Here is a 24247-nt window from a genome sequence, read left to right on the forward strand (position 1 = left end):
GCACGATGCCTCGGCGGCATCCCGTTCCCGTGCACGCTCATGCGCTCGCCCGGCTGCCGAATATGCGCTCGCCCGCCCTCAGCGCGCCGGAGCCTCGAAGGTCGCATTGCGCAGGAAACCCGCAGGCATCTGCAGCGCAGAGGTACTGCCGAACTGCTTGTGCGCAGCCAGCAACTCGTCCAGGCGCGGGTCGCGGATCATGATCTGCTGCCCCTGCGGCCCGCCCGCCGTTGCCACGAACGCGGGCACCACGGCCTCGGCAGGCGGCTGCGCCGCGGCAAGCTGCGCCCCCTGGGGCGCGGCGCCGCCGCCCAGGCCCAGGTAGGCGTTCCAGCCCAGGGCCGCCACCGCGGCCAGCGAGGCAAAGCCCGCCGCAAGCTTCCAGCGGAAGACGGAGACGTTGGCCGCGGCATCCCGCGCATGGGGCGCGGCTTCGCGCGGCGCGGGCGCCACCTGGACCAGCGGCTGGGCCGTGGCCACGCCGCCGTGCCGGGGCTCCAGCGCCAGTTGTTCGCGCAGGCGCCCCAGAAGCGCCGGATCGGCGACATGCGTCACCTCGGAGCTGCGCAGGGTGTCGCCGATCAGGTGGTAGATACGCCAGGCCGATTCGCCCTCCTCGGTCGCGGCATAGGCCACCGCCTGGGCAAACGCCTCGCCCTGCAACTCGCCATCGGCCAGGGCCGACAGATGTTCACGCATCCTCGCATCGTCGTTCATGGAATCACCTGCCATAGTGCGCAATCTCCGACCTTCCTGCTACCACCGCTTGCCCGACTGCTTTTCGAGCAAGGGCTTGACCTTCGCCGATATGGCCTCGCGGGCCCGGAAGATCCGCGACCGCACGGTCCCGATCGGACACGCCATGGCCACGGAAATCTCCTCGTAACTCAAACCCTCGATCTCCCTGAGCGTCACGGCCTGGCGCAGATCCTCGGGCAAGGCCTCCATGGCAGCGTTCACCGCCGCCGCCACTTCCTGGGCCGCGAGCACGGTTTCGGGGGTTTCGTCGCTGGTTAGTTCGCGGTCCAGCAGGGAAGTTTCATCTTCCTCGTCGCCGCCCGAGCGCAGGCTGCTTTCCGAGATCACAGGGTTGCGCTTGATGTCCACCAGGGCCTTCTTGGCGGTGTTCACGGCAATGCGGTACAGCCAGGTATAGAACTGGGCCTCGCCGCGGAACTGGTGCAGCGCGCGGTACGCCCGCAGAAAGGTCTCCTGCGTGATGTCGGGTATCAGGTCCACGTCGCGCACCATGCGCCCCACCAGGCGTTCGATGCGGCGCTGGTACTTGATGACCAGCAGCTCGTAGGCCCGCTGGTCGCCGGCGACCGTGCGCTCGACCAGGCGCAGATCGCTGTCGGCGGAATCGGGTGGCGCTGGCGAGGGTGCTGTCATGTCTTGGTCGTTACTCCGCCATCCGGCTCGGAGGGTGCTGCGTCGGTTGCTTCTGCCGGGTCCGGCGCTTTGCTACGGGCGGGCGAATATACCGCACGCCGCAGCACCGCCCATTGAACCGGATCGCTGCGCCGTTCGAGCCAGAGCCATGACGGCCGCCCCCGCGGGGGCCGGACGGACAGCAGCAGGCCGCCCTGCAGATCCAGATGGACATGCGGCCCGCCCTGCGCGGGATCGTGCCCGGGTGCGCCGCATTCGAGCAGCCATTGGCCGCCATCCCAGACCAGATGCCCCACGGGCATGCGCCGCCACCAGCGCCAGGCCGCCGCGGCACACAGGAGCCAGAGCCCCAGGCCAGCCACGGCCTTGACGGCCATGTCCGCATCCGCAGTACCCAGCGCCAGCCAGGCGAGCGTTCCCGCCAGAGCTGCGGCGGCCACGATGGCCAGCGCCCAGCCCACGGCCGGCGAGCGGCCACAGGGATAGCGCACGGCCGGCGCATGCGGTGGAGCGCGCATGGTCGCAGGCCCGGCTATGCCCGATGCGGCTTCAAGCCGCGCGGGCATTGCGCTGCGCCGGGAGCACGCCGCTCAGACGCGCTGAAACACCAGCGTACCGTTGGTGCCACCGAAGCCGAAGTTGTTCTTGAGCGCGACATCCATCTTCATGTCGCGCGCGGTGTTGGCGCAGTAATCCAGGTTGCACTCCGGATCCTGCTCAAAGATGTTGATCGTCGGCGGTACCTTCTGATGGTGCAGCGCGAGTACGGTGAACACGCTCTCGATGCCGCCGGCGCCGCCCAGCAGGTGGCCGGTCATGGACTTGGTCGAACTCACCACCATCTTCCTGGCATGGTCGCCCAGGGCGGCCTTGATGGCATTGGTTTCGTTCAGGTCACCCAGCGGCGTGGAGGTGCCGTGGGCGTTGAGATAGTGCACCTGGTCTGGATTCAGGCCCGCATTGCGCAGCGCGGCCTGCATGGCGCGGCGCGGACCGTCCATGCTGGGGGCCGTCATGTGGCCCGCGTCGGCGCTCATGCCGTAGCCGGTGATCTCGGCATAGATGCGCGCACCGCGCGCCTTGGCGTGCTCGTATTCCTCGAGCACCAGCACGCCGGCGCCCTCGCCCAGCACGAAGCCGTCGCGGTCCTTGTCCCAGGGGCGCGAGGCCGTCCTGGGATCGTCGTTGCGCGTGGACAGGGCACGCATGGCGGCAAAGCCACCCACGCCCAGCGGGGACACGGTGGCTTCGGTGCCGCCGGCCACGATCACGTCGGCATCGCCGTACTCGATCTTGCGCGCGCCCTCGCCAATGCAGTGCAGGCCGGTGGTGCAGGCCGTCACCACCGAAAGATTCGGACCCTTGAAGCCGAAACGCATGGACACATGGCCCGCCACCATGTTGATGATCGACGCCGGCACGAAGAACGGCGTGATGCGTCGCGGGCCGCGGTTGGTCAGTTCCGCGTGGGTGTTCTCGATCAGCGGCAGGCCGCCGATGCCGGAGCCGATGATGCAGCCGATGCGGGTGGCCAGTTCCTCATCCAGCGCCTCGCCCGTGGGCAGGCCCGCATCGCGCACCGCCTCCTGGGCAGCAGCAATGCCGTAGTGGATGAAGCTGTCCATGGTGCGCGCATCCTTGGCGCTGATGTAGGACTCCAGGTCAAAACCCTTGACCTCGCCCGCGATCTTGCAGGCAAAGTTCGTTGTGTCGAACTTGGTGATGAGGTCGATACCGGATTTTCCGGCGAGGATGTTGGCCCAGGCATCGGCCACCGTGTTACCCACGGGGGTGATGCAACCCAGGCCGGTCACGACAACGCGACGACGGCTCATGCGTTAAACCTTTTGCTGATCGGATGCCGCGCCCCGGTACACGCGGGGCCGCAGTGGCTTAGGCCTTCTGATGGGTATTGGCGTAGTCGATGGCGTTCTGCACCGTCGTGATCTTCTCTGCGTCTTCGTCAGGGATCTCGATGCCGAACTCGTCTTCCAGAGCCATCACCAGTTCCACCGTGTCCAGCGAGTCGGCACCCAGGTCGGCCACGAAGGCCTTTTCGTTGGTGACTTGAGACTCTTCCACGCCGAGTTGTTCGGCAATGATTTTTTTGACACGTGCTTCGATATCGCTCATGGTTTCCCTCGGGGGGTTGTGAATGAATCCGCGATTCTAGCTGCTTCGGGCAAAGCTCCCTAGCAACCCGCCGCACGGACAATCCGGCGTCAACTTGTCTCAACTACATGTACATGCCGCCATTGACGTGCAATTCCTGCCCCGTCACATAGCCGGCGCCCGCCGAGGCGAGGTACGCCACGGCATGCGCGATGTCGCTGGGCTGGCCCAGGTCGCCCATGGCGATCTGGGATTTGAGCGCTTTCCTCTGCTCTTCGGGCAGGTCGGCCGTCATGTCGGTGGCGATGAAGCCGGGCGCCACGCAGTTCACGGTGATGCCGCGGCTGCCGAGCTCGCGCGCCAGCGCACGCGTCATGCCGGCCACGCCGGCCTTGGCGGCCGCGTAGTTGGCCTGGCCGGGGTTGCCCGAGGCGCCCACCACGCTGGTGATGCTGATGATGCGGCCGAAGCGCTGCTTCATCATGGGGCGGATGGCGGCGCGGCTCACGCGGAAGACGGCCTTGAGATTGGTGTCGAGCACGGCGTCCCAGTCGTCATCCTTCATGCGCATGGCCAGGGTGTCGCGCGTGATGCCGGCGTTGTTCACCAGCACGTGCAGGCCGCCATGCTCCTTGACGATGGCGTCCACCAGCGCGTCCACGGCCGCGCCGTCGGTCACGTTCAGCTTCACGCCCTTGCCGCCGTGGGCGGCCAGCGCCTGGGAGATGCGCCCGGCGCCCTCGTCGGTGGTGGCCGTGCCGATCACGCGCAGGCCGCGGGATGCCAGTTCGGCGGCGATGGCGGCGCCGATGCCGCGCGTGGCGCCGGTGACCAGCGCAATCTGGGGGGTGGTCTCGCTCATGCCAGCAGCTCCTTGGTTTCGGCCAGCGTGGCCGGGTCGTACAAAGAGGCCCCGATCAGCTCGGGGGCGATGCGTTTGGTCATGCCGGCCAGCACCTTGCCCGGGCCGCATTCGATCACGTGGGTCACGCCGCGGGCCTTGAGGGCCTGCACGCATTCCACCCAGCGCACGGGGCCGAAGGCCTGGCGGTACAGGGCGTCGCGGATGGCGTCGGCGTCGTGCTGCACGGCCACGTCCACGTTGTTGATCACGGGGATCTGCGGCGCGGCCAGTGCAAGCAGGGCCAGGGCCGTGCGCAACTTCTCGGCCGCCGGCTTCATCAGGCTGGAGTGGAACGGCGCGGACACGGGCAGCGGCAGCGCGCGCTTGGCACCGGCGGCCTTGAGCACCTCGCAGGCCTTGTCCACGCCGGCCTTGGTGCCGGCGATCACGGTCTGGGCCGGGTCGTTGAAGTTCACGGCCTCGACCACCTCGGGCGAACCGGCCCCGAAGCTGGCAGTGGCCTCGGCGCAGCCGGCGATGACCTTGGCGGCATCCAGCCCCAGGATGGCGGCCATGGCGCCAACGCCCACGGGCACGGCCTCCTGCATGGCGGCGGCGCGCAGGCGCACCAGGGGCGCGGCCTGCGCCAGCGTCAGCACGCCCGACGCCACGAGCGCGGAGTATTCGCCCAGCGAGTGCCCGGCCACGGCCGCAGGCAGCGCGCCGCCCTCGGCGCGCCACGCGCGCCAGGCGGCCACGCCGGCCACCAGCATCACGGGCTGGGTGTTGGTGGTCAGGGCCAGGGCCTCCTTGGGGCCGGAGTGGATCAGCGCGCCCACATCCTCGCCAAGGGCGTCCGAGGCCTCGCGCAGCGTCTCGGCCACCACGGGGTGGTCGCCCCAGGCGTCCAGCATGCCCACGGACTGTGAGCCCTGGCCGGGGAAAACGAATGCAAAGGTGTTGGCCATTGTCTCTTCTTGGAATACGAACGAAATCAGGCTTTAGCGCTTTCCAGGCAAGCGCCAGGAGCTACATTTTCAGGAGTATGGCACCCCAGGTGAAGCCGCCGCCCACGCCTTCGAGCATGACGGTCTGGCCGGGCCGGACCTGGCCGCCGCGCACGGCATGGTCCAGGGCCAGGGGGATGGACGCCGCAGAGGTGTTGCCATGCTGGCCCACCGTCACCACCACCTTGTCCATGGACAGCTTCAGCTTGCGCGCCGTGCTCTGCATGATGCGGATGTTGGCCTGGTGCGGAATCAGCCAGTCGATGTCGGCGTCCGTGAGCCCCGCCTTGTCCAGAGCGGCGCGCGCGGCCTTCTCCAGCACGCCCACGGCCAGCTTGAACACGGCCTGGCCATCCATCTTGAGCAGCGGGTCGCCCAGGATCTGCCCGCCATAGACATGGCCCGGCACGCACAGAATGTCCACGTGGCTGCCGTCGGCATGCAAGTCGCTCGCCAGGATGCCCGGCGTATCGGAGGCCTCGAGCACCACGGCGCCGGCGCCGTCGCCGAACAGCACGCAGGTGGTGCGGTCGCTGAAATCCAGGATGCGGCTGAACACCTCGGCGCCCACCACCAGCGCGCGGCTGGCGGCGCCCGACTGGATCATGGCGTCCGCCACCGTCAGCGCATAGACGAAGCCGCTGCAGACGGCCTGCACGTCGAACACGGGGCAGCCGTTGGTGATGCCCAGCTTGTGCTGCAGGATGGCTGCGGTGGAGGGAAACACCATGTCCGGCGTGGACGTGGCGACGATGATCAGGTCGATGTCCTGCGCCTGGCGGCCGGCGGCCTCCAAGGCGCGGCGCGAGGCCTCCAGCGCCAGGTCGCTGCTGGTCACGTCGCGCTCGGCGAAGTGGCGCGCATGGATGCCGGTGCGCTCCACGATCCATTGGTCGGAGGTCTCGATGCCCTGCCCTGCCAGCTGGGCCACCAGATCATCGTTGGTCACACGGCGCGGCGGAAGCCAGCTGCCGGTGCCGGTAATGCGGGAATAGCGTCTCATCTATAGAAGGGCCGGGGCCGGTCAGGATGCGGGCTGGGCGTCTGCGGCGGCCAGCAGGGGCGCCGCATGCGCAACCCGCGCACGGACGCGGTCGAGCAGGTTGTTGCGGGCCGCATCATACGCCCGGTTCAACGCCTGCTCGAAAGCCAGCACGTCGGCCGAGCCATGGCTCTTGAAAACCAGGCCGCGCAAGCCGAGCAGGGCCGCGCCGTTGTAGCGCCGGTGATCCATGCGGCGCATCAGCGCGGATAGCACCGGATAGGCGACGATGGCGGCCATTTTCGTCAGGATGCCGCGCGAAAACTCCTGCTTGAGCGCACCCACGATCATCGAGGCAACCCCTTCGCTGGCCTTGAGCGCCACGTTGCCCACGAAGCCGTCACAGACCACGATGTCCACCGTGCCCTTGAAGATGTCGTTGCCCTCGACGTTGCCGTGGAAGTTGAGATCGCCGGAATTGGCCGCAGAACGCAGCAGTTCGCCGGCTTTCTTGATGACTTCGCTGCCCTTGATGAGCTCTTCGCCGATGTTGAGCAGGCCCACGCTGGGCGCGTCCGTGTTCCTGAGGGCGGAGACCAGGGCCGAGCCCATGACGGCGAACTGCAGCAGGTGCTCCGCCGAGCAGTCCACGTTGGCGCCCAGGTCCAGCACGGTCGTGGCGCCGCCCCGCTCGTTGGGCATCTGGGTGGCGATCGCCGGACGGTCTATGCCGTCGAGCGTCTTGAGCAGGTAGCGCGCGATCGCCATCAGCGCGCCGGTGTTGCCGGCCGACACGGCCGCCTGCGCCGCGCCATCCTTGACCTGCTGGATGGCCACGCGCATCGAGGAATCCTTCTTGCGGCGCAGCGCCACCTCCACGGGGTCGTCCATGGAGACGATCTCGGAGGCCGCGACCACGGTCGCGCGCTCATGCACCACTCCCTGCAGGCTGGCGGGCTGCCCGACCAGCAGCAGGCGCGCATCGGGGTGATGCGCGAGAAACTGGCGGCACGCGGGAAGCGTCACGCCGGGGCCGTGGTCGCCCCCCATGCAGTCAACAGCCAGTGTGATCATCGGCAGGTAGTCGGTCCGTCAGGCAGTCATGAAAAACAGTCGTCATTCTGGCGCAAGCCAAAACGACAAAGGCCCGCGCTACGCCATCTGTAGCAACGGGCCCTTGGTTGGGCAGCCTGGAGATCAGGCTTCGGACTTGTTCTTCAGCACCTGGCGGCCACGGTAGAAGCCGTTGGGGCTGATGTGGTGGCGCAGATGGGTTTCGCCGGTCGTGGGCTCCACGGCCGTGCCCGGCGTCGTCAGGGCGTTGTGCGAGCGGTGCATGCCGCGCTTGGAAGGGGACTTCTTGTTTTGCTGAACAGCCATGATCGGCTCCTAGGGTCTTGAAAGGGTTGGTAAAAAACGCGATCAGCCCATTGAAGACACGAGGGGGGTTTCGCGTGAAGCCCGCCATTATATGACAAATGATTTTGCATACGGCGCGGCCTGGATGGGAACGGCCCGTCAGTCCCCCGGCTTGTCCTTGCGCAGCCCGGCCAGGGCCGCGAACGGGTTGGGCTTTTGCGCGCTGGCCTCCTCGAAGTCCTCGTCGCTCGATGCCATCCGGACCTCGGCGGGGCACTCGTCGTGGCGCGGCACCACGGGCAGTGCCATGAGCAGTTCGTCCTCGATGAGCTCGCGCAGGTCGAACTCGCGGCTCAGGGCCAGCAGGTCTTCCTCGCTGTCGCTGTCGAGCGCCTCGGCCGTGGCCTCGTCGGCGACGAAGCGGAATTCCCGGTCCACCTCCAGCGGCACGTCCACCGGCTGCAGGCAGCGCTGGCAGATCATGGGCAGGCTCGCACTCGCCTTCAGGCGCAGCCAGACCTGGCCGGCGATGCCATGGGTGGTGCGCAGTTCGCCATCGGCCATCCAGTCCACGCGCAGGTCGGGATGCAGGCCCTTGGCTTCTTCGGCCAGGCGCTGGTACTTGAGCAGCGTGTCATGACCGGACAGGTGAGCGCCGGCCTGGGCAAAGGCCTTGACGTCCAGCCGGTCGGGGGAATGTTCCTTGGTCATGGCGGGCAGTGTAAGAGAATCAGGACATGCTGGAACCCCCTTCCCTGCCCCGTTCCCTGGTATTGGGATCGACCTCGCGCTACCGGCGCGAACTCCTGGCCCGCCTGGGCCTGCCCTTCGACGTGGCCGCCCCCGCCGTCGATGAAACCCCGCTGGCGGGCGAGGCCCCGCGCGCGCTGGCGCTGCGTCTGGCGCTGGCCAAGGCGCGGGCCGTGGCCGCCGCCCACCCGCAGGCGGTGGTCATCGGCTCGGACCAGGTGGCCGACCTCGACGGCGAGCCCCTGGGCAAGCCCGGCAGCCACGAACGGGCGACGGCGCAGCTGCGCCGGATGCGCGGCCGGACCGTCGTCTTCCACACCGCGCTGGCCGTGGCCTGCCAGGCCACGGGGTTCGAGCAGGTGGACCTGGCCCCCGTGCACGTGCGCTTCCGGGATCTGTCGGATGCCGAGATCGAGCGCTACCTGCACGCCGAGCAGCCCTACGACTGCGCCGGCAGCGCCAAGAGCGAGGGCCTGGGCATCGCCCTGCTGGATGCGATCGACAGCGACGACCCCACGGCCCTCATCGGCCTGCCGCTGATCCGCACCTGCCGCATGCTGCGCGCCGCGGGACTGACGCTGCCATGACCACCGGCACGCTCTACCTCGTGCCTGCGCCGCTCGACTTCGGCTGCGACGCGCAGACCCCACTGCAAGACGCATTGCCCGAGGGCACGCTGCGCCGGGCCGCGCTGCTCACCCACTGGATCTGCGAGAACGCCAAGAGCTGCCGCGCCTACCTCAAGCGCATCGACGCCCTGCACGCACTGGCCGCGCCCCTGCAGCAGCAGCACATCACGGAGCTGCCGCGCGAGGTGCACAAGAAGGGCGACCATGGCGGCAAGGACCATGCGAGCATCGACGCCACGGCCCTGCTCGCCCCCCTGCTGGCGGGCCACGACATGGGCCTGGTCAGCGAGGCCGGCATGCCCGCCGTGGCCGACCCCGGCAGTTCGGTGGTGCGCGCCGCGCACGGCATGGGCGCGCGCGTGGTGCCGCTGGTCGGCCCCGTCTCGCTGCTGCTGGCGCTGGCCGCCAGCGGCCTGAACGGCCAGAACTTCGCCTTCGTGGGCTACCTGCCGCAGGACGCCGCCGAGCGCGCCCAGCGCATGCGCCAGCTGGAGGCCCTGGCGCTGAAGACCGGCCAGACGCAGCTTTTCATAGAAACGCCCTACCGCAACGCCGCGCTGTGGCAGACGCTGCTGCAGGCGCTGCAGCCCGGCACGCGCCTGGCCGTGGCGGCAGGACTGACGCTCCCGCAGGGCGAGGTGCAATGCCGCAGCGTGCAGCAGTGGCGCGCCTCGAACGCGCCGCCGCCCGGCAAGCACGTGCCGGTCGTGTTCGCGCTGGGGGCTTGAAGCCTCAGCGCAGCGCCGGCGCCGCGCGCATGCCGCGCAGCACGGTTTCGCCGAACGTGGCGCCGAACTTGCGCGCCAAGCGCTCGGCCACGTTGTCGCGGCGCGTGTAGTCGATCACGTCCTCGGCCTTGACGATCTCGCGCGCCACGTAGTCCAGGCTGCCGTACTGGTCGGCCAGGCCCATCTCCACGGCCTGCTGGCCGGTCCAGAACAGGCCGCTGAAGGTCTCGGGCGTGGCCTTCAGGCGCTCGCCCCGGCCCTGCTTGACCGCGGCGATGAACTGCTGGTGGATCTGGTCCAGCATCTGCTGGGCATAGCCGCGCTGCGTGGGCGACTGCGGGCTGAACGGGTCCAGGAAGCCCTTGTTCTCGCCCGCGGTGAGCAGGCGGCGCTCCACGCCGAGCTTTTCCATGGTGCCGGTGAAACCGAAGCCGTCCATGAGCACGCCGATGCTGCCCACGATGCTGGCCTTGTCCACGAAGATGTCGTCGGCCGCCGCCGCGATGTAGTAGGCGGCCGAGGCGCAGGTCTCCTCCACCACCGCGTACACGGGCTTGTTGTACTTGGCCTTCAGGCGCACGATCTCGTCGTTGATCATGCCGGCCTGCACCGGGCTGCCGCCGGGCGAGTTGATGAGCAGCACCACGGCCTGCGAGCCCGAGTCCTCGAAGGCGCTGCGCATGGCGGCCACGACGAACTCGGCGCTGGCCTCGGCGCCGGCGGCGATCTCGCCCTTGACGTCCACCACCGCCGTGTGCGGGGCGCTCTTGGCGGGGCTGGCGATGTCGCGCGAGACCACGGCCCAGCCCACCAGGACGATCAGGACGAGCCAGCCGAAGCGCCAGAAGTTGCGCCAGCGCCGCGCCGCGCGCTGCTCGGCGAGCGTGCCGAGCACGAGCTTTTCGAGCAACTCGCGCTCCCAGCCGGGCGTGGCGGAGGCGGCCTTTCTTGCTTCCGTTTCAGTAGCTTTCCGCGCCCACAGGTCGGGCGGTTGAGGCTGATTTCCGTCGAATCCTGTGGGTTCGGTGCGGGTGGGCTCGGTCATGGTGTCAGAACGCTACGGGGTGCAGATCGGGGGCAGTATGCCAGTACACCATGCCGCCTTCTTCGCTCAGGGCCACCTTGGCCAGCGGCCCGCGTGCCGGGCCGCCGAGGCAGGCGCCGGTGTCGGGCGCGAACACCGCGCCATGGGTGGCGCAGATGAGCCGGCAGCCGCTGTCGTCGAAGAAATGGCCTTCCTGGTAGTCCATTTCCATCGCCACGTGGGTGCAGCGGTTCAGGTAGGCGTGCACCCGCCCCTCGTAGCGGATGGCGAAGGCGCGCAGGTTCTGGCCGCGGTAGCAGACGTCGAAGGCCGCGGCGAGGCCGCCGTCGACGAGGGCGTCGCTGGCGCACAGGGGTATGCGTTGCGCATCGGGCATGGTCAGGCGTTCTCCAGCAGCCAGCGGTGCAGCGCGGCCACGGACGGGGCCACGCACAGCGGGCCGAACTCGGCGAAGCCCGCCTGGTCGTGCGCGCCATAGCCCACGCCCACGCTGGCGCAGCCGGCGGCGCGGGCCATCTCCAGGTCGTGCGTGGTGTCGCCGATCATGAGCAGGCGCCCGGGCTCCACGCCGAACTCGGCCATCAGCTCCTGCAGCATCAGCGGATGGGGCTTGCCGGCCGTCTCGTCGGCCGTGCGCGAGCCGTCGAACATGCCGCGCAGCTGCACCATCTGCAGCACCTGGTCCAGGCCGCGCCGGCTCTTGCCCGTGGCCACGGCCAGCAGGTGGCCGCGCGCGCGCAGGGCCTGCAGCATGGGCAGCACGCCGCCGAACAGGGTCACGTCGTCCTGGCGCCTGAAGTAGTGGTAGCGGTAGCGGTTGGACAGCTCGGCGTATTTCTCGCGCGGCACGTCGGGCGCGGCATGGGCCAGCGCCTGGGGCAGCGCCATGCCGATGACCCAGGCGGCGGCCTCGTCGCTGGGCACGGCGCCTCCCAAGTCGCGCACGGCCTCCTGGATGCTGCGCACGATGATGGCGGTGGAGTCGAACAGCGTGCCGTCCCAGTCGAAGGCGATCAGGTCGAAACGGCGCGGGCGGGGGGATTCAGGCATCGGCATGTCCGGTGGAAAGAAAGGCCGCCAGCTCGGGCGGCAGCTCGGCGCGCAGCTCCATGCGCTCGCCGCTGGCCGGGTGGTCGAACTGCAGGCGCCACGCATGCAGGAACATGCGCTTGAGGCCCTGCTTCTGCAGGCGCCGGTTCAGGTCGAAGTCGCCGTATTTGTCGTCGCCCGCGATCGGGTGGCCCTGGGAGGCCAGGTGCACGCGGATCTGGTGCGTGCGCCCGGTCTTGATGGTCACCTCCAGCAGGCTCATCGCGGGCAGGCCCTGCAGCGGGCGGGCGGGGAGGTGGCTGCGTACCTTGACCAGGGTGATGGAGCGCATGCCGTCGGGGTCCTGGGGCGTGGTGACGCGCACGCGGCGCTCGCCATCCTCCTGCAGGTATTTGTGCAGCGGCAGGTCGATGACCTTCTTGTTGGCCGGCCAGGCGCCCGGCACCAGGGCCAGGTAGGTCTTGCCGGTCTCGCGCTCCCGGAACTGGTCCTGCAGGTGCTTGAGCGCCGAGCGCCGCTTGGCCACGAGCAGGATGCCCGAGGTCTCGCGGTCCAGCCGGTGCACCAGCTCCAGGAAGCGCGCCTCCTGCCGGGCCTGGCGCAGCTGCTCGATCACGCCGAAGCTCACGCCGCTGCCGCCGTGCACGGCCACGCCGGCGGGCTTGTCGAGCGCGATGAGGTGCTCGTCCTCCAGCAGGATGGGGAATTCGCGCGCGGGCGCGGGGTGTTCGGCCTTGTCCTGCACCTTGTCCGACACGCGCACGGGCGGCAGGCGCACCCGGTCGCCCGCGGCCACGCGCGCGTCGGCGCTGGCGCGGCCCTTGTTCAGGCGCACCTCGCCGCTGCGGATGATGCGGTAGACGTGGGTCTTGGGCACGCCCTTGAGGTGGCGTATCAGGAAGTTGTCGAGCCGCTGGCCCGCGGACTCGGCATCGACCTCGACGATGCGTGCCGCAGGGGCTTCAACTGGGGCTCTGCCCTGGGCGGGTTTGCCCCCTATAATGTGTTTCACCTGCGCGACGAATGTGTAAGCGGTTGATTTGTCTGGAGTTTAAAGGACACGGCCCGGCTCGGTGCGCGGTATGGTCGATGCCAACGGGCGTCGTGCGCACGAATTGCAGGCCGGATGCCTGCGAAGGTCCGCACGCCACACGGCAGGCTGACACATTGAAACACTGAATACGGAAATTCCAAGCCGGCTCCCGCCCCACCAGGGCGCGGCGGCCGGCGGATCAAAGCGAAAACATGTGGGTACTGCTGGCATGGATGGTGTCGTTGTGGCGCGGGCGTCAGCCCTTGCCATGGACACGAAAATCGCCTGCAGCGCCCGTCCGGCAAGCGCAAGTAGCTACTGTTTCAGTAGTACATCTGCGCCCGCTCCGGCTCGCCCCCATCCACGCGCCACCACCCGGCCCGCGCAGCTAGACGGCTGCGCGGCCGCAGGCATCCCGGCCATTCCCTTCGTTTCGATGCGTCAGTCCAGGCATTCCCGGCTCTTCTAGAGCCTGTATTGGTTTGGCACCGGCGGGACACGCCAGCGCAGCCCCGATGGGGCGCTGCGCGCAGTCCCGCCAGACAACATAACGAAAAGGACACGCATCATGAAACGGATGCTCATCAACGCCACGCAGCCCGAGGAGCGGCGCCTGGCCATCGTGGACGGCCAGAAGCTGCTGGACTACGAGATCGAGATCGAGGGGCGCGAGCAGCGCAAGGGCAACATCTACAAGGCCGTGGTCACGCGCGTGGAGCCGTCGCTGGAGGCCTGCTTCGTCGACTACGGCGAGGACCGCCACGGCTTCCTGCCGTTCAAGGAGATCTCCAAGCAGTATTTCTCCGAGGGCGTATCGCCCAGCCAGGCGCGCATCAACGACGTGATCAGGGAAGGCCAGGAGCTCATCGTCCAGGTCGAGAAGGAGGAGCGCGGCAACAAGGGCGCGGCGCTGACCACCTTCATCAGTCTGGCCGGCCGCTACGTGGTGCTGATGCCCAACAACCCGCGCGGCGGCGGCGTCTCGCGCCGCATCGAGGGCGAGGACCGCGCCGAGCTGAAAGAGGCGATGGACCAGCTCGAATACCCCAAGGGCATGAGCATCATCGCGCGCACCGCCGGCATCGGCCGCAGCGCGCCCGAGCTGCAGTGGGACCTGAACTACCTGCTGAAGCTGTGGAACGCCATCGACGGCGCGGCCAAGGCGGGCAAGGGCGCGTTCCTGATCTACCAGGAGTCGAGCCTGGTGATCCGCGCCATCCGCGACTACTTCAACAGCGACATCGGCGACATCCTGATCGACACCGACGACATCTACGAGCAGGCGCAGCAGTTCATGCAGCACGTCATGCCCGAGCATGCCGCCCGCGTGAAGCGCTACCGCGACGACGCGCCGCTGTTCTCGCGCTTCCAGATCGAGCACCAGATCGAATCCGCCTACGCGCGCACCGTCAACCTGCCCTCGGGCGGCGCCATCGTGATCGACCACACCGAGGCGCTGGTCAGCGTGGACGTGAACTCCGCGCGCGCCATCAAGGGCGGCGACATCGAGGAAACCGCCACGCGCACCAACCTGGAGGCCGCCGACGAGGTGGCGCGCCAGATGCGCCTGCGCGACCTGGGCGGCCTGATCGTGATCGACTTCATCGACATGGAGGAATCGAAGAACCGCCGCGAGGTCGAGAACCGCCTGCGCGACGCGCTGCGCCAGGACCGCGCGCGCGTGCAGTTCGGCGCCATCAGCAAGTTCGGCCTCATGGAGATGAGCCGCCAGCGCCTCAAGCCCTCGCTGTCCGAAGGCGCGCACATCCGCTGCCCGCTGTGCGACGGCACCGGCCACGTGCGCGACACGGAAGGCTTCTCGCTGCAGATGCTGCGCATGATCCAGGAAGAGTCCATGAAGGACAACACCGCCGCCGTGCACTGCCAGGTGCCCGTGGAGGTGGCCAGCTTCCTGCTCAACGAAAAGCGCACCGAGATCGCCAAGATCGAGCTCAAGCAGCGCGTCAACGTGGTGCTGATCCCCAACAAGTCGCTGGAGACGCCGCACTACAAGCTCGAGCGCCTCAAGCACGACGACCCGCGCCTGGAAAGCCTGGAGGCGAGCTACAAGCTGGCCGACGTGGAGGAGGAACAGACCCGCGTCACGCGCCGCTCGCAGGAGCCCACCAACAAGCAGACGCCCGTGATCAAGGGCGTGCTGCCCGACGCGCCCGCCCCCGTGGCCGAGCCGCGCCCCGAAGCCGCCCCCGCCGCCGCCCGCGGCCCGGCACGCGGCCAGGGCCAAGGCCAGCCGCGCGCCGCCGCGCCCGCGCAGCCGCCGCGCCCCGCGCCGGCGCCCGAGCAGGGCTTCTTCGCCTGGCTCAAGAGCCTGTTCGGCTTTGCCCCCGCGCCCGCACCCGTGGCCACGCCGGCGCCGCAGCCGGCCGAGCCGGCGGCACGTGGCGAGGCTCGCCGCGACGGCCGCGGCGGCGAACGCGGCAGCCGCCGTGGCGGTGAGCGCGGCGCCCCCCGTGACGCCAGCCGCGAAAACGGCGGCACCGAAGGCCGCGGCCGCCGCGGCGAGCGCCCGGCCGAGGGCCGCGACACCCGCGAGCCGCGCAATGGCCGCGACGGCGAGCGCCGCAGCGAGCGCGCCGAGGGCGAGGGCCGGCGCGAGCCGCGCGAGGGCCGCGGCGGCCGTGATCGCGGCGAGCGCGGCACGCAGCAGCCAGCACAGGCCGCCAGCGACCTGGCAGCCGTGAACACGGCAGCGGCGGGCGGCACCGAAGCCACGGCAGCGCAGGAGCGCGGCGAACGCGCCCCGCGCAATGGCGAGCGCTCCGAACGCCGCGAACGTGGCGAACGCGGTGAACGCAGCCGCGAGCGCGGACCACGCACCATCGACGCAAACGCCCCGGCCGCCGCCGGCGACTTTGCCGACACGGCGCCGCTGACCTCGCTGCCCGACCTGGACCTGACGGCCAACGAAACCGCATCCGCCGCGCCCGAAACCGCCAACGGCGGCGAGGACCGCCGCGAGCGCCGCTCGCGCGACCGCTATGGCCGTGACCGGCGCGAACGCGGCGAGCGCGGCCCGCGTGCCGCCGAGGCAGCACCCGAGGCCCCGCTGATGGAGTTCGACCTGCCCGCGGCGCCGGCCGAGGCCCCGGTGGACGCGCAGCCCGCGTCCGAACCGGCACGCCGCAGCTACTTCGCGGCACCCTCGGCGCAGCCCGCTGCCGCACCGGCTGCCGAGCCCATCGCCGAGCCCGTAGCGGCAGAGCCCGCAGCAGCCCCGGTGGCGGCCCCCGCCTCCGAGCAGGCCGCGACCGTGGCCGAGGCGGCGCCCGCCAGCGCCGCGCCCGAAGCCGTGGCCGCCCCTGCCCCTGCCGCCGCACCGGCCACGCCGGCCGAACCGGCACCGGCCGGCGGCATGCCGCGCGTGCAGGCCTTCACGCTGCCCGTGGATTCGCTGATCCAGGTGGCGCAGGCATCGGGCCTGGAATGGGTCAACTCCGACGCCGGGAAGATCGCCGCCGCCCAGGCCGCGATCGCCGCCGAGCCCAAGCCCGTGCGCGTGCCGCGCGAGCGGCCGCCCGCGCCCGTGCTCGACGAGGGCCCGCTGGTGCTCGTGGAAACCCGCCGCGACCTGCGCGACCTGCAGCTGCCTTTCGAGAAGGAAGGCACGGCCGCCTGAAGCCGCGCGGCGGCACGGCCGCGCGCCATGGCACCGGGGGCGACAGCCCCCGGTTTCGTTTCATCATCAAAAAGCAGAGCTGCCAGCGCTTGATATACAAGGGCTAGAAGCCGATTTGGCTTGAAGACCGGCAGCTGGAGTCACGCATGCTGTTCCTGCTCTCCCCCGCCAAGTCGCTGGACTACGACACGCCCCTGCCCGAGGGCCTGCCGCACACGCGGCCCGCCTTCGTGCCCGAGGCCGGGCGCCTGATCGAGGTGCTGCGCACGCAGTCGCCGCAGCAGATCGCCTCGCTCATGTCCATCAGCGACCCGCTGGCCGCGCTCAACGTGGCGCGCTACGCCGCGTGGCGGCCGCGCTTTTCCGCCGCCAACTCCCGCCAGGCCGTGATGGCCTTCAACGGCGACGTGTACGAGGGGCTGCAGGCGCGCACGCTCTCGGCCGAGGACCTGGCGTGGGCGCAGCAGCACCTGGCGATCCTGAGCGGCCTGTACGGCGTGCTGCGCCCGCTGGACCTGATGCAGCCCTACCGCCTGGAGATGGGCACGCGCCTGGCGACCGACGCGGGCGCCAACCTCTACCAGTTCTGGGGCGCGCGCATCGCCGGGCACCTGAACCAGCGGCTTGCGCCCGGGCCCGCGCCCGTGGTGGTGAACCTGGCCTCGCAGGAGTATTTCAAGTCCGTGGACCGCAAGGCGCTCAAGGCGCGCGTGGTCGAATGCGTGTTCGAGGACTACAAGAACGGGGAGTACAGGATCATCAGCTTCCACGCCAAGCGCGCGCGCGGGCTCATGGCGCGCTACGCCATACAGCGGCGCGCCGCGACCCCGCGCGAACTGGAGGGTTTCGACCTCGAAGGCTATGCTTTCCACCCCGGGGCCTCCGCGCCCGACCGCCTGGTGTTCAGACGCACGCCATGACCGCCCGACAGACCATCACCCCCGCGCTGCGCCAGTGGATCATCGACCAGGCCGGCGCCGGCATCGCCGCGCCCGCGCTGATCGAGGCCATGGGCCAGGCCGGCTGGGCGGAGGATGTCGCCGTCCGGGCCGTCGAGGAGGTGCTGCGCGCCCATCTGGACACGGCGGCGCAGGAGAAGGACCCGCCGCCCGCCGTGCCCGTGCCCGAGCCCCCCATCGCCGACTCGCCGCTGTTCATCGACGTGGGCGACCGCCGGGTCGAGGTGCTGATGGCCATGGCCAGCCCGCGCGTGGTGCTGTTCGGCAACCTGCTCTCGCCCGAGGAATGCCAGGCCGTCATCGATGCCGCGCGCACGCGCATGGCGCGCTCGCTCACCGTGCAGGCCGCCAGCGGCGGCGAGGAGGTGAACGGCGACCGCACCAGCGACGGCATGTTCTTCCAGCGCGGCGAGAACGAGGCCGTGGCCCGGCTGGAGGCGCGCATCGCGCGCCTGGTGCGCTGGCCGCTCGAGAACGGCGAGGGCCTGCAGGTGCTGCACTACCGCCCCGGCGCCGAGTACAAGCCGCACTACGACTATTTCGACCCCGCCGAGCCCGGCACGCCCAGCCTCCTGAAGCGCGGCGGCCAGCGCGTGGCCACGCTGGTCATCTACCTGAACGACCCCGTCAGGGGCGGCAGCACCACCTTCCCCGATGTGCCGCTGGAGATCGGCCCGCGCCAGGGCAACGCCGTGTTCTTCAGCTACGGCCGCGCCCATCCCGGCTCGCGCACGCTGCATGGCGGCGCCCCCGTGATCGAGGGCGAGAAGTGGATCGCCACCAAGTGGCTGCGCGAGCGGGAATTCAAGTGAAACCGGCCTCCAGCGCTTGCGCAGCAAGCGCCATAAGCTTCAAATCCAATAGCAAACCATGACCACGCCGGAACAATCCCAGCTCGGCAGGACATCCGCCTACGCCGACCAGTACGACGCATCGCTGCTGTTCTCGCTGCCGCGCGCGCCCAAGCGCGCCGAGATCGGCATCGCGGGCAGCCCGCCCTTCTTCGGCGCCGACCTGTGGACGGCCTACGAGCTGTCGTGGCTGAACCCGCGCGGCAAGCCCCAGGTGGCCATCGCCCACATCACCGTGCCCTGCGAGACGCCGAACATCGTGGAGAGCAAGTCGCTCAAGCTCTACCTCAACAGCTTCAACGGCACACACTTCGCGAGCCTGGACGAGGTGCGCGCGCGCATCCGCCAGGACGTGAGCGAGGCCGCATGGCGCGGCGCCTCCGCCGCGGGCACCGTGGGCGTGCGCCTCGTCACGCCCGACCTGTTCGCGCAGGAGCGCGTGCACGAGCAGGACGGCCTGCTGCTCGACCGCCTGGACATCGAATGCTCACGGTACCAGCCCGCGCCCGAGCTGCTCAAGGCCCACCACGACGAGGCCCCCGTGACCGAGACGCTGGTGAGCCACCTGCTCAAGAGCAACTGCCTGGTCACGGGCCAGCCCGACTGGGGCAGCGTGCAGATCGCCTACAGCGGCGCGCAGATCGACCAGGAAGGGCTGCTGCAGTACATCGTGAGCTTCCGGGGCCACAACGAATTCCACGAGCAGTGCGTCGAGCGCATCTTCATGGACGTCTGGCAGCGCTGCCGCCCCATCAAGCTGGCCGTGTACGCGCGCTACACGCGCCGCGGCGGGCTGGACATCAACCCCCTGCGCACCAGCCACCCGCAGCCCATGCCCGCGAACGTGCGCACGGCGCGGCAGTAGCCGGGCAGCCGCCCGGTCAGCGCATCTCGAAGACGTCCAGCGTGCGGCCCAGGATGCCGGCGTTGCTGCTCATCGCGCGCGCCGACGCGGCCGACTTCTCGACCAGCGCGACGTTCTGCTGGGTCATGCGGTCCAGGTCCACGACGGCATCGTTGACCTGGCCGATGCCCGTGGCCTGCTCGCGCGTGGCCGCCTCCATCTGCTCCATCAGCTGGCTCACGTGGCCGACCGACTCCACCACCTGCACGATGGTCTGGCCGGCCCCGTGCATCTGCTGCACGCAGCGGATGATGCTGGCGTTGGATTGGCCGATCAGCCCACGGATCTCGCCCGCTGCCTGGGCGCTGCGCTGCGCCAGCGCGCGCACCTCGCCCGCGACGACGGCAAAGCCCCGGCCCTGCTCGCCCGCGCGCGCGGCCTCCACGGCGGCATTGAGCGCCAGGATGTTGGTCTGGAACGCGATGCTCTCGATGGTGGCGATGATCTGCCCCATCTGGCGCGAGGACTGCTCCATCGCCTGCACCACGTCGCCCACCTCGGCCATGGCCTGGCCGCCGCGCTGCGCCAGCTGGGCGCTGTGGGCGCTGCGTTCGAGCACCTGCCGCGCCGACTCGGACGACTGGCGCACCGTGCCCGCCATCTGCTCCATCGCGGCCGCCGTCTCCTCCAGGCTGCTGGCCTGCGATTCGGTGCGCGCCGACAGGTCCTGCGCGCCCACGGCGATCTCGGAAGAGATGGCGCCGAACTGGGCGATCTCGCTGCGCGCATCCCCCACCACGGCGCGCAGGTTGATCTGGATCTGGTGCAGGCTCTCGAGCAGCAGCCCCAGCGGATGGCGGCCAACGGCCTGGACGCCCGGGGTGTGCAGATTGCAGCAGGCCAGGCCGCGGGCCAGGCGCTGGGCATCGCCGATGGCGGTGGCGATGCGCCGGTGAAAGCGCCAGAGGATGCCCCCCGCCATGGCCAGCAGCAGCACGGCCTGCACGGCCGCCGCCTGCGCGCCGCCCCAGCCCAGCAGGGCGGGCGCCAGCGCCACGGCCAGCAGGGGCACCAGCATGGCCGCCAGGCGCAGGGTGAAGCCGGCGCGCTGCAGCTTGCCCAGCTGGTTGCGCCAGCCCAGGGGCCGCACCTGGCCGCCATGGAGCACGAAGGTGGGGCTCCCGGCCTCGCGCTCGCTGCGGATGCGGGCGTACAGCGCCTCGGCTGCGCGCACCGCTTCGCGCGTGGGCTTCTCGCGCACCGACATGTAGCCCTGGGGCTTGCCGTCCACCATGATGGGCGTGACGTTGGCGCGCACCCAGTAGTAGTCGCCGTTCTTGCGCCGGTTCTTCACCAGGCCGCTCCAGGGCCGTCCATGGCCGATCGTGGCCCACAGGTCCTTGTAGGCCTCGGGCGGCATGTCGGGATGGCGGATCAGGTTGTGCGGCTGCCCCAGCAATTCGTCGATGCCGTAGCCGCTGACCCTGGCGAACGCGGCATTGCAGTGGGTCATGTGTCCACGCTTGTCGGTGGTGGACATCAGCAGTTCTTCCGCCGGGAAATCGTATTCGTTGTCGGTCACCGGGTTGTTGATGCGCATGGCTGTGGCGGCAGAGGGCGGCGCAGCCCCGCGGTAACCAGCGGGGCTTGCCGATTGATAGGACGAATCAGTATAGGAATCTGAAATGAATCATTACAGGCGTTTCGTTTGCCTTTGATTCAAATCAAAGCCCAACGGGCGTCAGAGCAACAGGGGCTCTTCCGCCGCCCCGTCGCCCGCCTGCGCGCCGCCGTCGTCCGGCTGCAGCTTGCCCACGCGCACGCCCAGGAGGCGCAGGCGCTTGGTGAGCGGCACGCGCTTCAGGCACTGGCCGGCCGCGCGGCGTATCGTGGCGGCGTCCCGCGTGGGCTGGTCTATGGTCTGGTCGCGCGTGGCGGTCTGGAAGTCGGCGTAGCGCAGCTTGATGCCTATGGTGCGCCCCTTGTAGCCCTTGGCGGCCAGGTCCTGCGCCACCTGCTGGCACAGGGTGGTGAAGATCTCCCCCAGCAGCGCCTTGTCGCTCACCGCGTGCAGGTCGCGCTCGAAGGTGGTCTCGCGGCTCATGCTCACCGGCTCGCTCTCGGTCACCACGGGGCGCTCGTCGCGGCCCCAGGCGGCGTCGTGCAGCCAGGCGCCGCTGGCCTTGCCGAAGTGCGCCACCAGCCAGTCGCGCGGGCGCGCGGCCAGGTCGCCGATGGTATGGATGCCGTGCGCCTGCAGCCTGTCGTTGGTCTTGGGGCCTATGCCGTTGATCTTGCGGCAGGCCAGCGGCCAGATGCGCGCCTGCAGGCCCCCGGGCTGCACGATGGAGATGCCGCCCGGCTTGTCGAACTCGCTGGCCATCTTGGCGATGAGCTTGTTGGGCGCCACGCCGATGGAGCAGCTCAGGCCCGTGGCCTCGTGGATGCTTTTCTGGATCAGCCGCGCCAGCACCCGGCCGCCCTCGCGCTGGCCGCCGGGTACCTGCGTGAAGTCGATGTAGACCTCGTCCACGCCCCGGTCCTCCATCACCGGGGCGATGGACAGGATGACCTCCTTGAAGCGCCGCGAATAGCGCCGGTATTCGGCAAAGTCCACCGGCAGCAGGATGGCCTCGGGGCACAGGCGCGCGGCCTTCATCAGCCCCATGGCGGAGCCCACGCCGAACTGCCGCGCGGCATAGGTGGCGGTGGTGATCACGCCGCGGCCCACGTAGTCCTTCAGGCGCGGGAACGCGGCCGGCGGAATCTCGGCCAGGCGGCCCGCATAGGCGGCGGCCAGCGCGTCGTCGTGCTGCCGGCGCCCGCCGCCTATGACCACGGGCAGGCCCGTGAGCTGGGGGTAGCGCAGCAGTTCGACGGACGCGTAGAACGCATCCATGTCGAGGTGGGCGACGCGGCGGGGCTCGGCAATCATGGCCGCGGGATCATGGGGCTTCGGGAACAAGGAATCTGGCACGCAGTACGCAACCGGGAGCTATGCAAAGGCGCATCATGATGCGCCTTCCTTCAATTGCAGCGCCATTTCCGCCAGCAAGGGGCGGATCAGGCTTTCGTGGTCCTCGCCGCGCCAGGCGCCTATGAGCTCCGAGTCGACGCGGGTGCCGGCCAGGGGGCGGAACTGCAGGCCATCGATCGCCACGCGGCCAACGGACCGGGGCACGATGGCCACGCCAAAACCTGCCGCCACCAGCGACGCCACCGTGGCGTTGGCGCGCACTTCGTAGCGCACCTGCGGCGTGAACCCCGCCGCCACGCACATGGCGATGATGCGGTCGTGGTACTCGGGCGAGAAATGGCGCGGAAAGAGCACGAAGGATTCGTCCTTCAATGCCCGCAGGCGGATCTCCTTCCTGCCCGCCAGCGGATGCGAGGCCGGCAGGGCGCAGACGAAGGGCTCGCGGTACAGCACGCGGGTGTGCAGGCCCTCCGGAACGGCGCGCGGATGCAGGATGCCGAAGTCGATCTGCTCGCGCTGCAATGCGTCGATCTGCTCGAAGCTGTTGAGCTCGTGCACCGTGATGAGCAGGCCCGGGCGCTCCAGGTCGAACCGCCGCAGCACCGCGGCCATGGGCGTGAGCAGCGCCGCCCCCACGAACCCGATGCGCAGGCTGCCCGCCTCGCCCCTGGCGGCGCGGCCGCCCAATGCCTGGGCCTGGTCGGCAAGGCTGAGGATGCGGCAGGCCTCGCGGTAGAAGACCTTGCCGGCCGCCGTCAGCTCCACCGCGCGGGTGCTGCGGCGCAGCAGGGCGTAGCCCAGCGATTCCTCCAGCCGGGCGATGTTGAAGCTCAGCGGCGGCTGCGAAATGGCCAGCCGCTGCGCGGCCTTGCCGAAGTGCAGCTCCTCGGCCACGGCCACGAAGTAGCGCAGCTGTCTCAGTTCCATGCCTGTCCCGCTCCGGTTTTTTGATACACGAATTAGATAAATAACCAGAAAAAATGTATTGGACGGTATGGATCACGTCAAGAAGAATCAACTCCGGACGCCAGATCCACACACACCATCAGGAGACAAGACATGGACATCAAGCAAATGCTGCTGGGCGCAGCCCTGGCCGCCCCGTTCGCCACCGCCGCCTGGGCCCAGGACTACCCGCGCCAGCCGATACGCCTCGTGGTGCCGTACGCGGCGGGCGGCATGACGGACGTGGTGGCGCGCATCGTGGGGCAAAGGCTCGGCGACAGCCTGGGCCAGCCGGTGGTGGTGGAGAACAAGCCCGGCGCCTCCACCATCACCGGCGCGGACTTCGTGGCCGGCTCCAGGCCCGACGGCTACACCCTGCTCGCGGCCACCAACGCCACGCTGTCCGCCAACCCCTGGCTGTACAAGAACCTGCGCTACGACGCCGTCAAGAGCTTCAACCCCATCGCGCTGGTGGCGATGGCGCCCAGCGTCATCGTGCTCAACCCCAAGGTGCCCGCCAGCACCCTGGCCGAACTGGTGCAACTGGCCAAGGGCAAACCGGGCAGCCTGAGCTATGCCTCGTACGGCAATGGATCGAGCGCCCACCTGGCCGGCGAGCTGCTGCGCACGCGCGCCGGCATCGACGTGCTGCACGTGCCCTACAAGGGCAGCGCCCCGGCCAAGGCGGCCACCATCGCGGGCGAGGTGTCGATGACGTTCGAGCCCGCCTTCACCGGCGCGCCGCTGATCAAGGGCGGCCAGCTCAAGGCCGTGGCGGTGATGGGCAGCAAGCGCTCCGACGCCCTGCCCGACGTGCCCACCGTGGCCGAGGTGGGCTACCCCGGCATGGAGATGCAGGCCTGGGTGGGTTTCGTGGCGCCCGCCGGGGTGCCGCAGCCGGTGCTCGCCAGGCTGGCCGAAGAGATCAAGAAGATCATGGCCGCCCCCGAGGTGCAGAAGCAATTGGTCAGCAGCGGCGCCGAGCCCGTGGGCTACTACCTGGGCGACTTCGCCGCCTACCTGAGGGACGAGAGCGCCAAGTACAAGGCCGTGATCGAGGAAGCCCGCATCAAGGCCGAATGACGGCGGCCCCGCAGCGAACC

At 69.7% G+C, this 24247-nt stretch carries 25 protein-coding genes; 7 read left to right on the top strand and 18 right to left on the bottom strand.

Annotation, left to right across the window (positions count from 1 at the left end; all coding sequences use genetic code 11):
• Positions 1 to 78 precede the first annotated feature (78 nt).
• The 11 genes from ACX12L_RS10210 to ACX12L_RS10260 form a co-directional block, all read right to left on the bottom strand.
• Positions 79 to 717, bottom strand: coding sequence for a sigma-E factor negative regulatory protein (locus ACX12L_RS10210; RefSeq protein ID WP_459262435.1), 639 nt, complete (start codon positions 715 to 717; stop codon positions 79 to 81).
• A 39-nt stretch (positions 718 to 756) separates the two neighbouring features.
• Positions 757 to 1392 carry an RNA polymerase sigma factor RpoE gene (gene rpoE, locus ACX12L_RS10215; protein ID WP_459262436.1) on the bottom strand — a complete coding sequence of 212 codons (636 nt, stop codon included), beginning with the start codon at positions 1390 to 1392 and terminating at the stop codon, positions 757 to 759.
• A complete protein-coding gene (locus ACX12L_RS10220; RefSeq protein ID WP_459262437.1) occupies positions 1389 to 1883 on the bottom strand; it encodes a hypothetical protein in 495 nt (164 codons plus the stop codon). Before ACX12L_RS10220 ends, rpoE begins: the two co-directional genes overlap by 4 nt.
• Before the next feature lie 99 nt (positions 1884 to 1982).
• Complete coding sequence (gene fabF / locus ACX12L_RS10225) at positions 1983 to 3227, bottom strand: beta-ketoacyl-ACP synthase II (protein ID WP_459262438.1); 1245 nt, start codon at positions 3225 to 3227, stop codon at positions 1983 to 1985.
• A gap of 58 nt (positions 3228 to 3285) precedes the next feature.
• Positions 3286 to 3525, bottom strand: a complete 240-nt coding sequence (gene acpP, locus ACX12L_RS10230; protein ID WP_003058049.1) for an acyl carrier protein — start codon at positions 3523 to 3525, stop codon at positions 3286 to 3288.
• Positions 3526 to 3628: 103 nt separating this feature from the next.
• Positions 3629 to 4366, bottom strand: a complete 738-nt coding sequence (fabG, locus tag ACX12L_RS10235; protein ID WP_459262439.1) for a 3-oxoacyl-ACP reductase FabG — start codon at positions 4364 to 4366, stop codon at positions 3629 to 3631.
• A complete protein-coding gene (fabD, locus tag ACX12L_RS10240; protein ID WP_459262440.1) occupies positions 4363 to 5316 on the bottom strand; it encodes an ACP S-malonyltransferase in 954 nt (317 codons plus the stop codon). The genes fabG and fabD overlap by 4 nt, the downstream gene beginning before the upstream one ends.
• A gap of 61 nt (positions 5317 to 5377) precedes the next feature.
• The gene (locus ACX12L_RS10245) at positions 5378 to 6358 is read right to left on the bottom strand and encodes a beta-ketoacyl-ACP synthase III (protein ID WP_459262441.1); all 981 of its coding nucleotides are present in this window, start codon (positions 6356 to 6358) and stop codon (positions 5378 to 5380) included.
• A 21-nt stretch (positions 6359 to 6379) separates the two neighbouring features.
• On the bottom strand, positions 6380 to 7411 hold the full coding sequence (gene plsX / locus ACX12L_RS10250) for a phosphate acyltransferase PlsX (protein ID WP_459262442.1): 1032 nt from the start codon (positions 7409 to 7411) through the stop codon (positions 6380 to 6382).
• A 123-nt stretch (positions 7412 to 7534) separates the two neighbouring features.
• Positions 7535 to 7717, bottom strand: a complete 183-nt coding sequence (gene rpmF, locus ACX12L_RS10255; protein WP_013519991.1) for a 50S ribosomal protein L32 — start codon at positions 7715 to 7717, stop codon at positions 7535 to 7537.
• Positions 7718 to 7855: 138 nt separating this feature from the next.
• Positions 7856 to 8407, bottom strand: a complete 552-nt coding sequence (locus ACX12L_RS10260; protein ID WP_459262443.1) for a YceD family protein — start codon at positions 8405 to 8407, stop codon at positions 7856 to 7858.
• Positions 8408 to 8433: 26 nt separating this feature from the next.
• On the opposite strand from ACX12L_RS10260, the gene ACX12L_RS10265 reads away from it, so the two are divergent.
• Together ACX12L_RS10265 and ACX12L_RS10270 are read left to right on the top strand one after the other, a co-directional pair.
• The gene (locus tag ACX12L_RS10265; protein WP_459262444.1) at positions 8434 to 9033 is read left to right on the top strand and encodes a Maf family nucleotide pyrophosphatase; all 600 of its coding nucleotides are present in this window, start codon (positions 8434 to 8436) and stop codon (positions 9031 to 9033) included.
• Entirely contained in the window at positions 9030 to 9803 is a 774-nt protein-coding gene (locus ACX12L_RS10270; protein ID WP_459262445.1) for an SAM-dependent methyltransferase, read from the top strand. The genes ACX12L_RS10265 and ACX12L_RS10270 overlap by 4 nt, the downstream gene beginning before the upstream one ends.
• 4 nt (positions 9804 to 9807) lie before the next feature.
• Here ACX12L_RS10270 and ACX12L_RS10275 read toward each other — a convergent pair whose 3' ends face one another.
• Genes ACX12L_RS10275 through ACX12L_RS10290 form a run of 4 tightly spaced genes read right to left on the bottom strand, consistent with a single transcriptional unit; the run spans position 9808 to position 12910 of the window.
• Complete coding sequence (locus ACX12L_RS10275) at positions 9808 to 10848, bottom strand: S49 family peptidase (RefSeq protein WP_459262446.1); 1041 nt, start codon at positions 10846 to 10848, stop codon at positions 9808 to 9810.
• 4 nt (positions 10849 to 10852) lie between these two features.
• Complete coding sequence (locus ACX12L_RS10280) at positions 10853 to 11224, bottom strand: Rieske (2Fe-2S) protein (RefSeq protein WP_459262447.1); 372 nt, start codon at positions 11222 to 11224, stop codon at positions 10853 to 10855.
• Positions 11225 to 11226: 2 nt separating this feature from the next.
• Positions 11227 to 11898, bottom strand: coding sequence for an HAD family hydrolase (locus ACX12L_RS10285; protein ID WP_459262448.1), 672 nt, complete (start codon positions 11896 to 11898; stop codon positions 11227 to 11229).
• Positions 11891 to 12910, bottom strand: coding sequence for an RluA family pseudouridine synthase (locus tag ACX12L_RS10290; protein WP_459262449.1), 1020 nt, complete (start codon positions 12908 to 12910; stop codon positions 11891 to 11893). The genes ACX12L_RS10285 and ACX12L_RS10290 overlap by 8 nt, the downstream gene beginning before the upstream one ends.
• Before the next feature lie 589 nt (positions 12911 to 13499).
• Between ACX12L_RS10290 and ACX12L_RS10295 the strand changes: the two genes are divergently transcribed.
• From ACX12L_RS10295 to queF, 4 genes are all read left to right on the top strand, one after another.
• Positions 13500 to 16568, top strand: a complete 3069-nt coding sequence (locus tag ACX12L_RS10295) for an Rne/Rng family ribonuclease (RefSeq protein ID WP_459262450.1) — start codon at positions 13500 to 13502, stop codon at positions 16566 to 16568.
• 146 nt (positions 16569 to 16714) lie between these two features.
• Positions 16715 to 17488 (top strand): peroxide stress protein YaaA, encoded by a 774-nt coding sequence (gene yaaA, locus ACX12L_RS10300; RefSeq protein ID WP_459262451.1) that lies wholly within the window; start codon positions 16715 to 16717, stop codon positions 17486 to 17488.
• Positions 17485 to 18339, top strand: coding sequence for a 2OG-Fe(II) oxygenase (locus tag ACX12L_RS10305; RefSeq protein WP_459262452.1), 855 nt, complete (start codon positions 17485 to 17487; stop codon positions 18337 to 18339). The genes yaaA and ACX12L_RS10305 overlap by 4 nt, the downstream gene beginning before the upstream one ends.
• 58 nt (positions 18340 to 18397) lie before the next feature.
• On the top strand, positions 18398 to 19243 hold the full coding sequence (gene queF, locus ACX12L_RS10310) for an NADPH-dependent 7-cyano-7-deazaguanine reductase QueF (RefSeq protein ID WP_459262453.1): 846 nt from the start codon (positions 18398 to 18400) through the stop codon (positions 19241 to 19243).
• 16 nt (positions 19244 to 19259) lie between these two features.
• On the opposite strand, the gene ACX12L_RS10315 is transcribed toward queF, so the two are convergent.
• The 3 genes from ACX12L_RS10315 to ACX12L_RS10325 form a co-directional block, all read right to left on the bottom strand.
• Positions 19260 to 20822, bottom strand: a complete 1563-nt coding sequence (locus ACX12L_RS10315) for a methyl-accepting chemotaxis protein (protein WP_459262454.1) — start codon at positions 20820 to 20822, stop codon at positions 19260 to 19262.
• A gap of 141 nt (positions 20823 to 20963) precedes the next feature.
• Positions 20964 to 22157, bottom strand: a complete 1194-nt coding sequence (locus ACX12L_RS10320) for a DNA polymerase Y family protein (RefSeq protein WP_459262455.1) — start codon at positions 22155 to 22157, stop codon at positions 20964 to 20966.
• A 75-nt stretch (positions 22158 to 22232) separates the two neighbouring features.
• Positions 22233 to 23126, bottom strand: a complete 894-nt coding sequence (locus ACX12L_RS10325; protein ID WP_459262456.1) for a LysR family transcriptional regulator — start codon at positions 23124 to 23126, stop codon at positions 22233 to 22235.
• A 132-nt stretch (positions 23127 to 23258) separates the two neighbouring features.
• Between ACX12L_RS10325 and ACX12L_RS10330 the strand changes: the two genes are divergently transcribed.
• Entirely contained in the window at positions 23259 to 24227 is a 969-nt protein-coding gene (locus tag ACX12L_RS10330) for a tripartite tricarboxylate transporter substrate binding protein (protein WP_459262457.1), read from the top strand.
• Positions 24228 to 24247: the final 20 nt, after the last annotated feature.

It is taken from the genome of Alicycliphilus sp. T452, assembly GCF_054512775.1.

Excerpts from the sequence above, each read along its gene's own strand:
- ACX12L_RS10210 (WP_459262435.1), bottom strand. The coding sequence starts at position 717 with ATGAACGACGATGCGAGGATGCGTGAACATCTGTCGGCCCTGGCCGAT.
- rpoE (WP_459262436.1), bottom strand. The coding sequence starts at position 1,392 with ATGACAGCACCCTCGCCAGCGCCACCCGATTCCGCCGACAGCGATCTG.
- fabF (WP_459262438.1), bottom strand. The coding sequence starts at position 3,227 with ATGAGCCGTCGTCGCGTTGTCGTGACCGGCCTGGGTTGCATCACCCCC.
- acpP (WP_003058049.1), bottom strand. The coding sequence starts at position 3,525 with ATGAGCGATATCGAAGCACGTGTCAAAAAAATCATTGCCGAACAACTC.
- fabG (WP_459262439.1), bottom strand. The coding sequence starts at position 4,366 with ATGAGCGAGACCACCCCCCAGATTGCGCTGGTCACCGGCGCCACGCGC.
- fabD (WP_459262440.1), bottom strand. The coding sequence starts at position 5,316 with ATGGCCAACACCTTTGCATTCGTTTTCCCCGGCCAGGGCTCACAGTCC.
- ACX12L_RS10245 (WP_459262441.1), bottom strand. The coding sequence starts at position 6,358 with ATGAGACGCTATTCCCGCATTACCGGCACCGGCAGCTGGCTTCCGCCG.
- plsX (WP_459262442.1), bottom strand. The coding sequence starts at position 7,411 with ATGATCACACTGGCTGTTGACTGCATGGGGGGCGACCACGGCCCCGGC.
- rpmF (WP_013519991.1), bottom strand. The coding sequence starts at position 7,717 with ATGGCTGTTCAGCAAAACAAGAAGTCCCCTTCCAAGCGCGGCATGCAC.
- ACX12L_RS10260 (WP_459262443.1), bottom strand. The coding sequence starts at position 8,407 with ATGACCAAGGAACATTCCCCCGACCGGCTGGACGTCAAGGCCTTTGCC.
- ACX12L_RS10265 (WP_459262444.1), top strand. The coding sequence starts at position 8,434 with ATGCTGGAACCCCCTTCCCTGCCCCGTTCCCTGGTATTGGGATCGACC.
- ACX12L_RS10270 (WP_459262445.1), top strand. The coding sequence starts at position 9,030 with ATGACCACCGGCACGCTCTACCTCGTGCCTGCGCCGCTCGACTTCGGC.
- ACX12L_RS10275 (WP_459262446.1), bottom strand. The coding sequence starts at position 10,848 with ATGACCGAGCCCACCCGCACCGAACCCACAGGATTCGACGGAAATCAG.
- ACX12L_RS10280 (WP_459262447.1), bottom strand. The coding sequence starts at position 11,224 with ATGCCCGATGCGCAACGCATACCCCTGTGCGCCAGCGACGCCCTCGTC.
- ACX12L_RS10285 (WP_459262448.1), bottom strand. The coding sequence starts at position 11,898 with ATGCCTGAATCCCCCCGCCCGCGCCGTTTCGACCTGATCGCCTTCGAC.
- ACX12L_RS10295 (WP_459262450.1), top strand. The coding sequence starts at position 13,500 with ATGAAACGGATGCTCATCAACGCCACGCAGCCCGAGGAGCGGCGCCTG.
- yaaA (WP_459262451.1), top strand. The coding sequence starts at position 16,715 with ATGCTGTTCCTGCTCTCCCCCGCCAAGTCGCTGGACTACGACACGCCC.
- ACX12L_RS10305 (WP_459262452.1), top strand. The coding sequence starts at position 17,485 with ATGACCGCCCGACAGACCATCACCCCCGCGCTGCGCCAGTGGATCATC.
- queF (WP_459262453.1), top strand. The coding sequence starts at position 18,398 with ATGACCACGCCGGAACAATCCCAGCTCGGCAGGACATCCGCCTACGCC.
- ACX12L_RS10315 (WP_459262454.1), bottom strand. The coding sequence starts at position 20,822 with ATGCGCATCAACAACCCGGTGACCGACAACGAATACGATTTCCCGGCG.
- ACX12L_RS10320 (WP_459262455.1), bottom strand. The coding sequence starts at position 22,157 with ATGATTGCCGAGCCCCGCCGCGTCGCCCACCTCGACATGGATGCGTTC.
- ACX12L_RS10325 (WP_459262456.1), bottom strand. The coding sequence starts at position 23,126 with ATGGAACTGAGACAGCTGCGCTACTTCGTGGCCGTGGCCGAGGAGCTG.
- ACX12L_RS10330 (WP_459262457.1), top strand. The coding sequence starts at position 23,259 with ATGGACATCAAGCAAATGCTGCTGGGCGCAGCCCTGGCCGCCCCGTTC.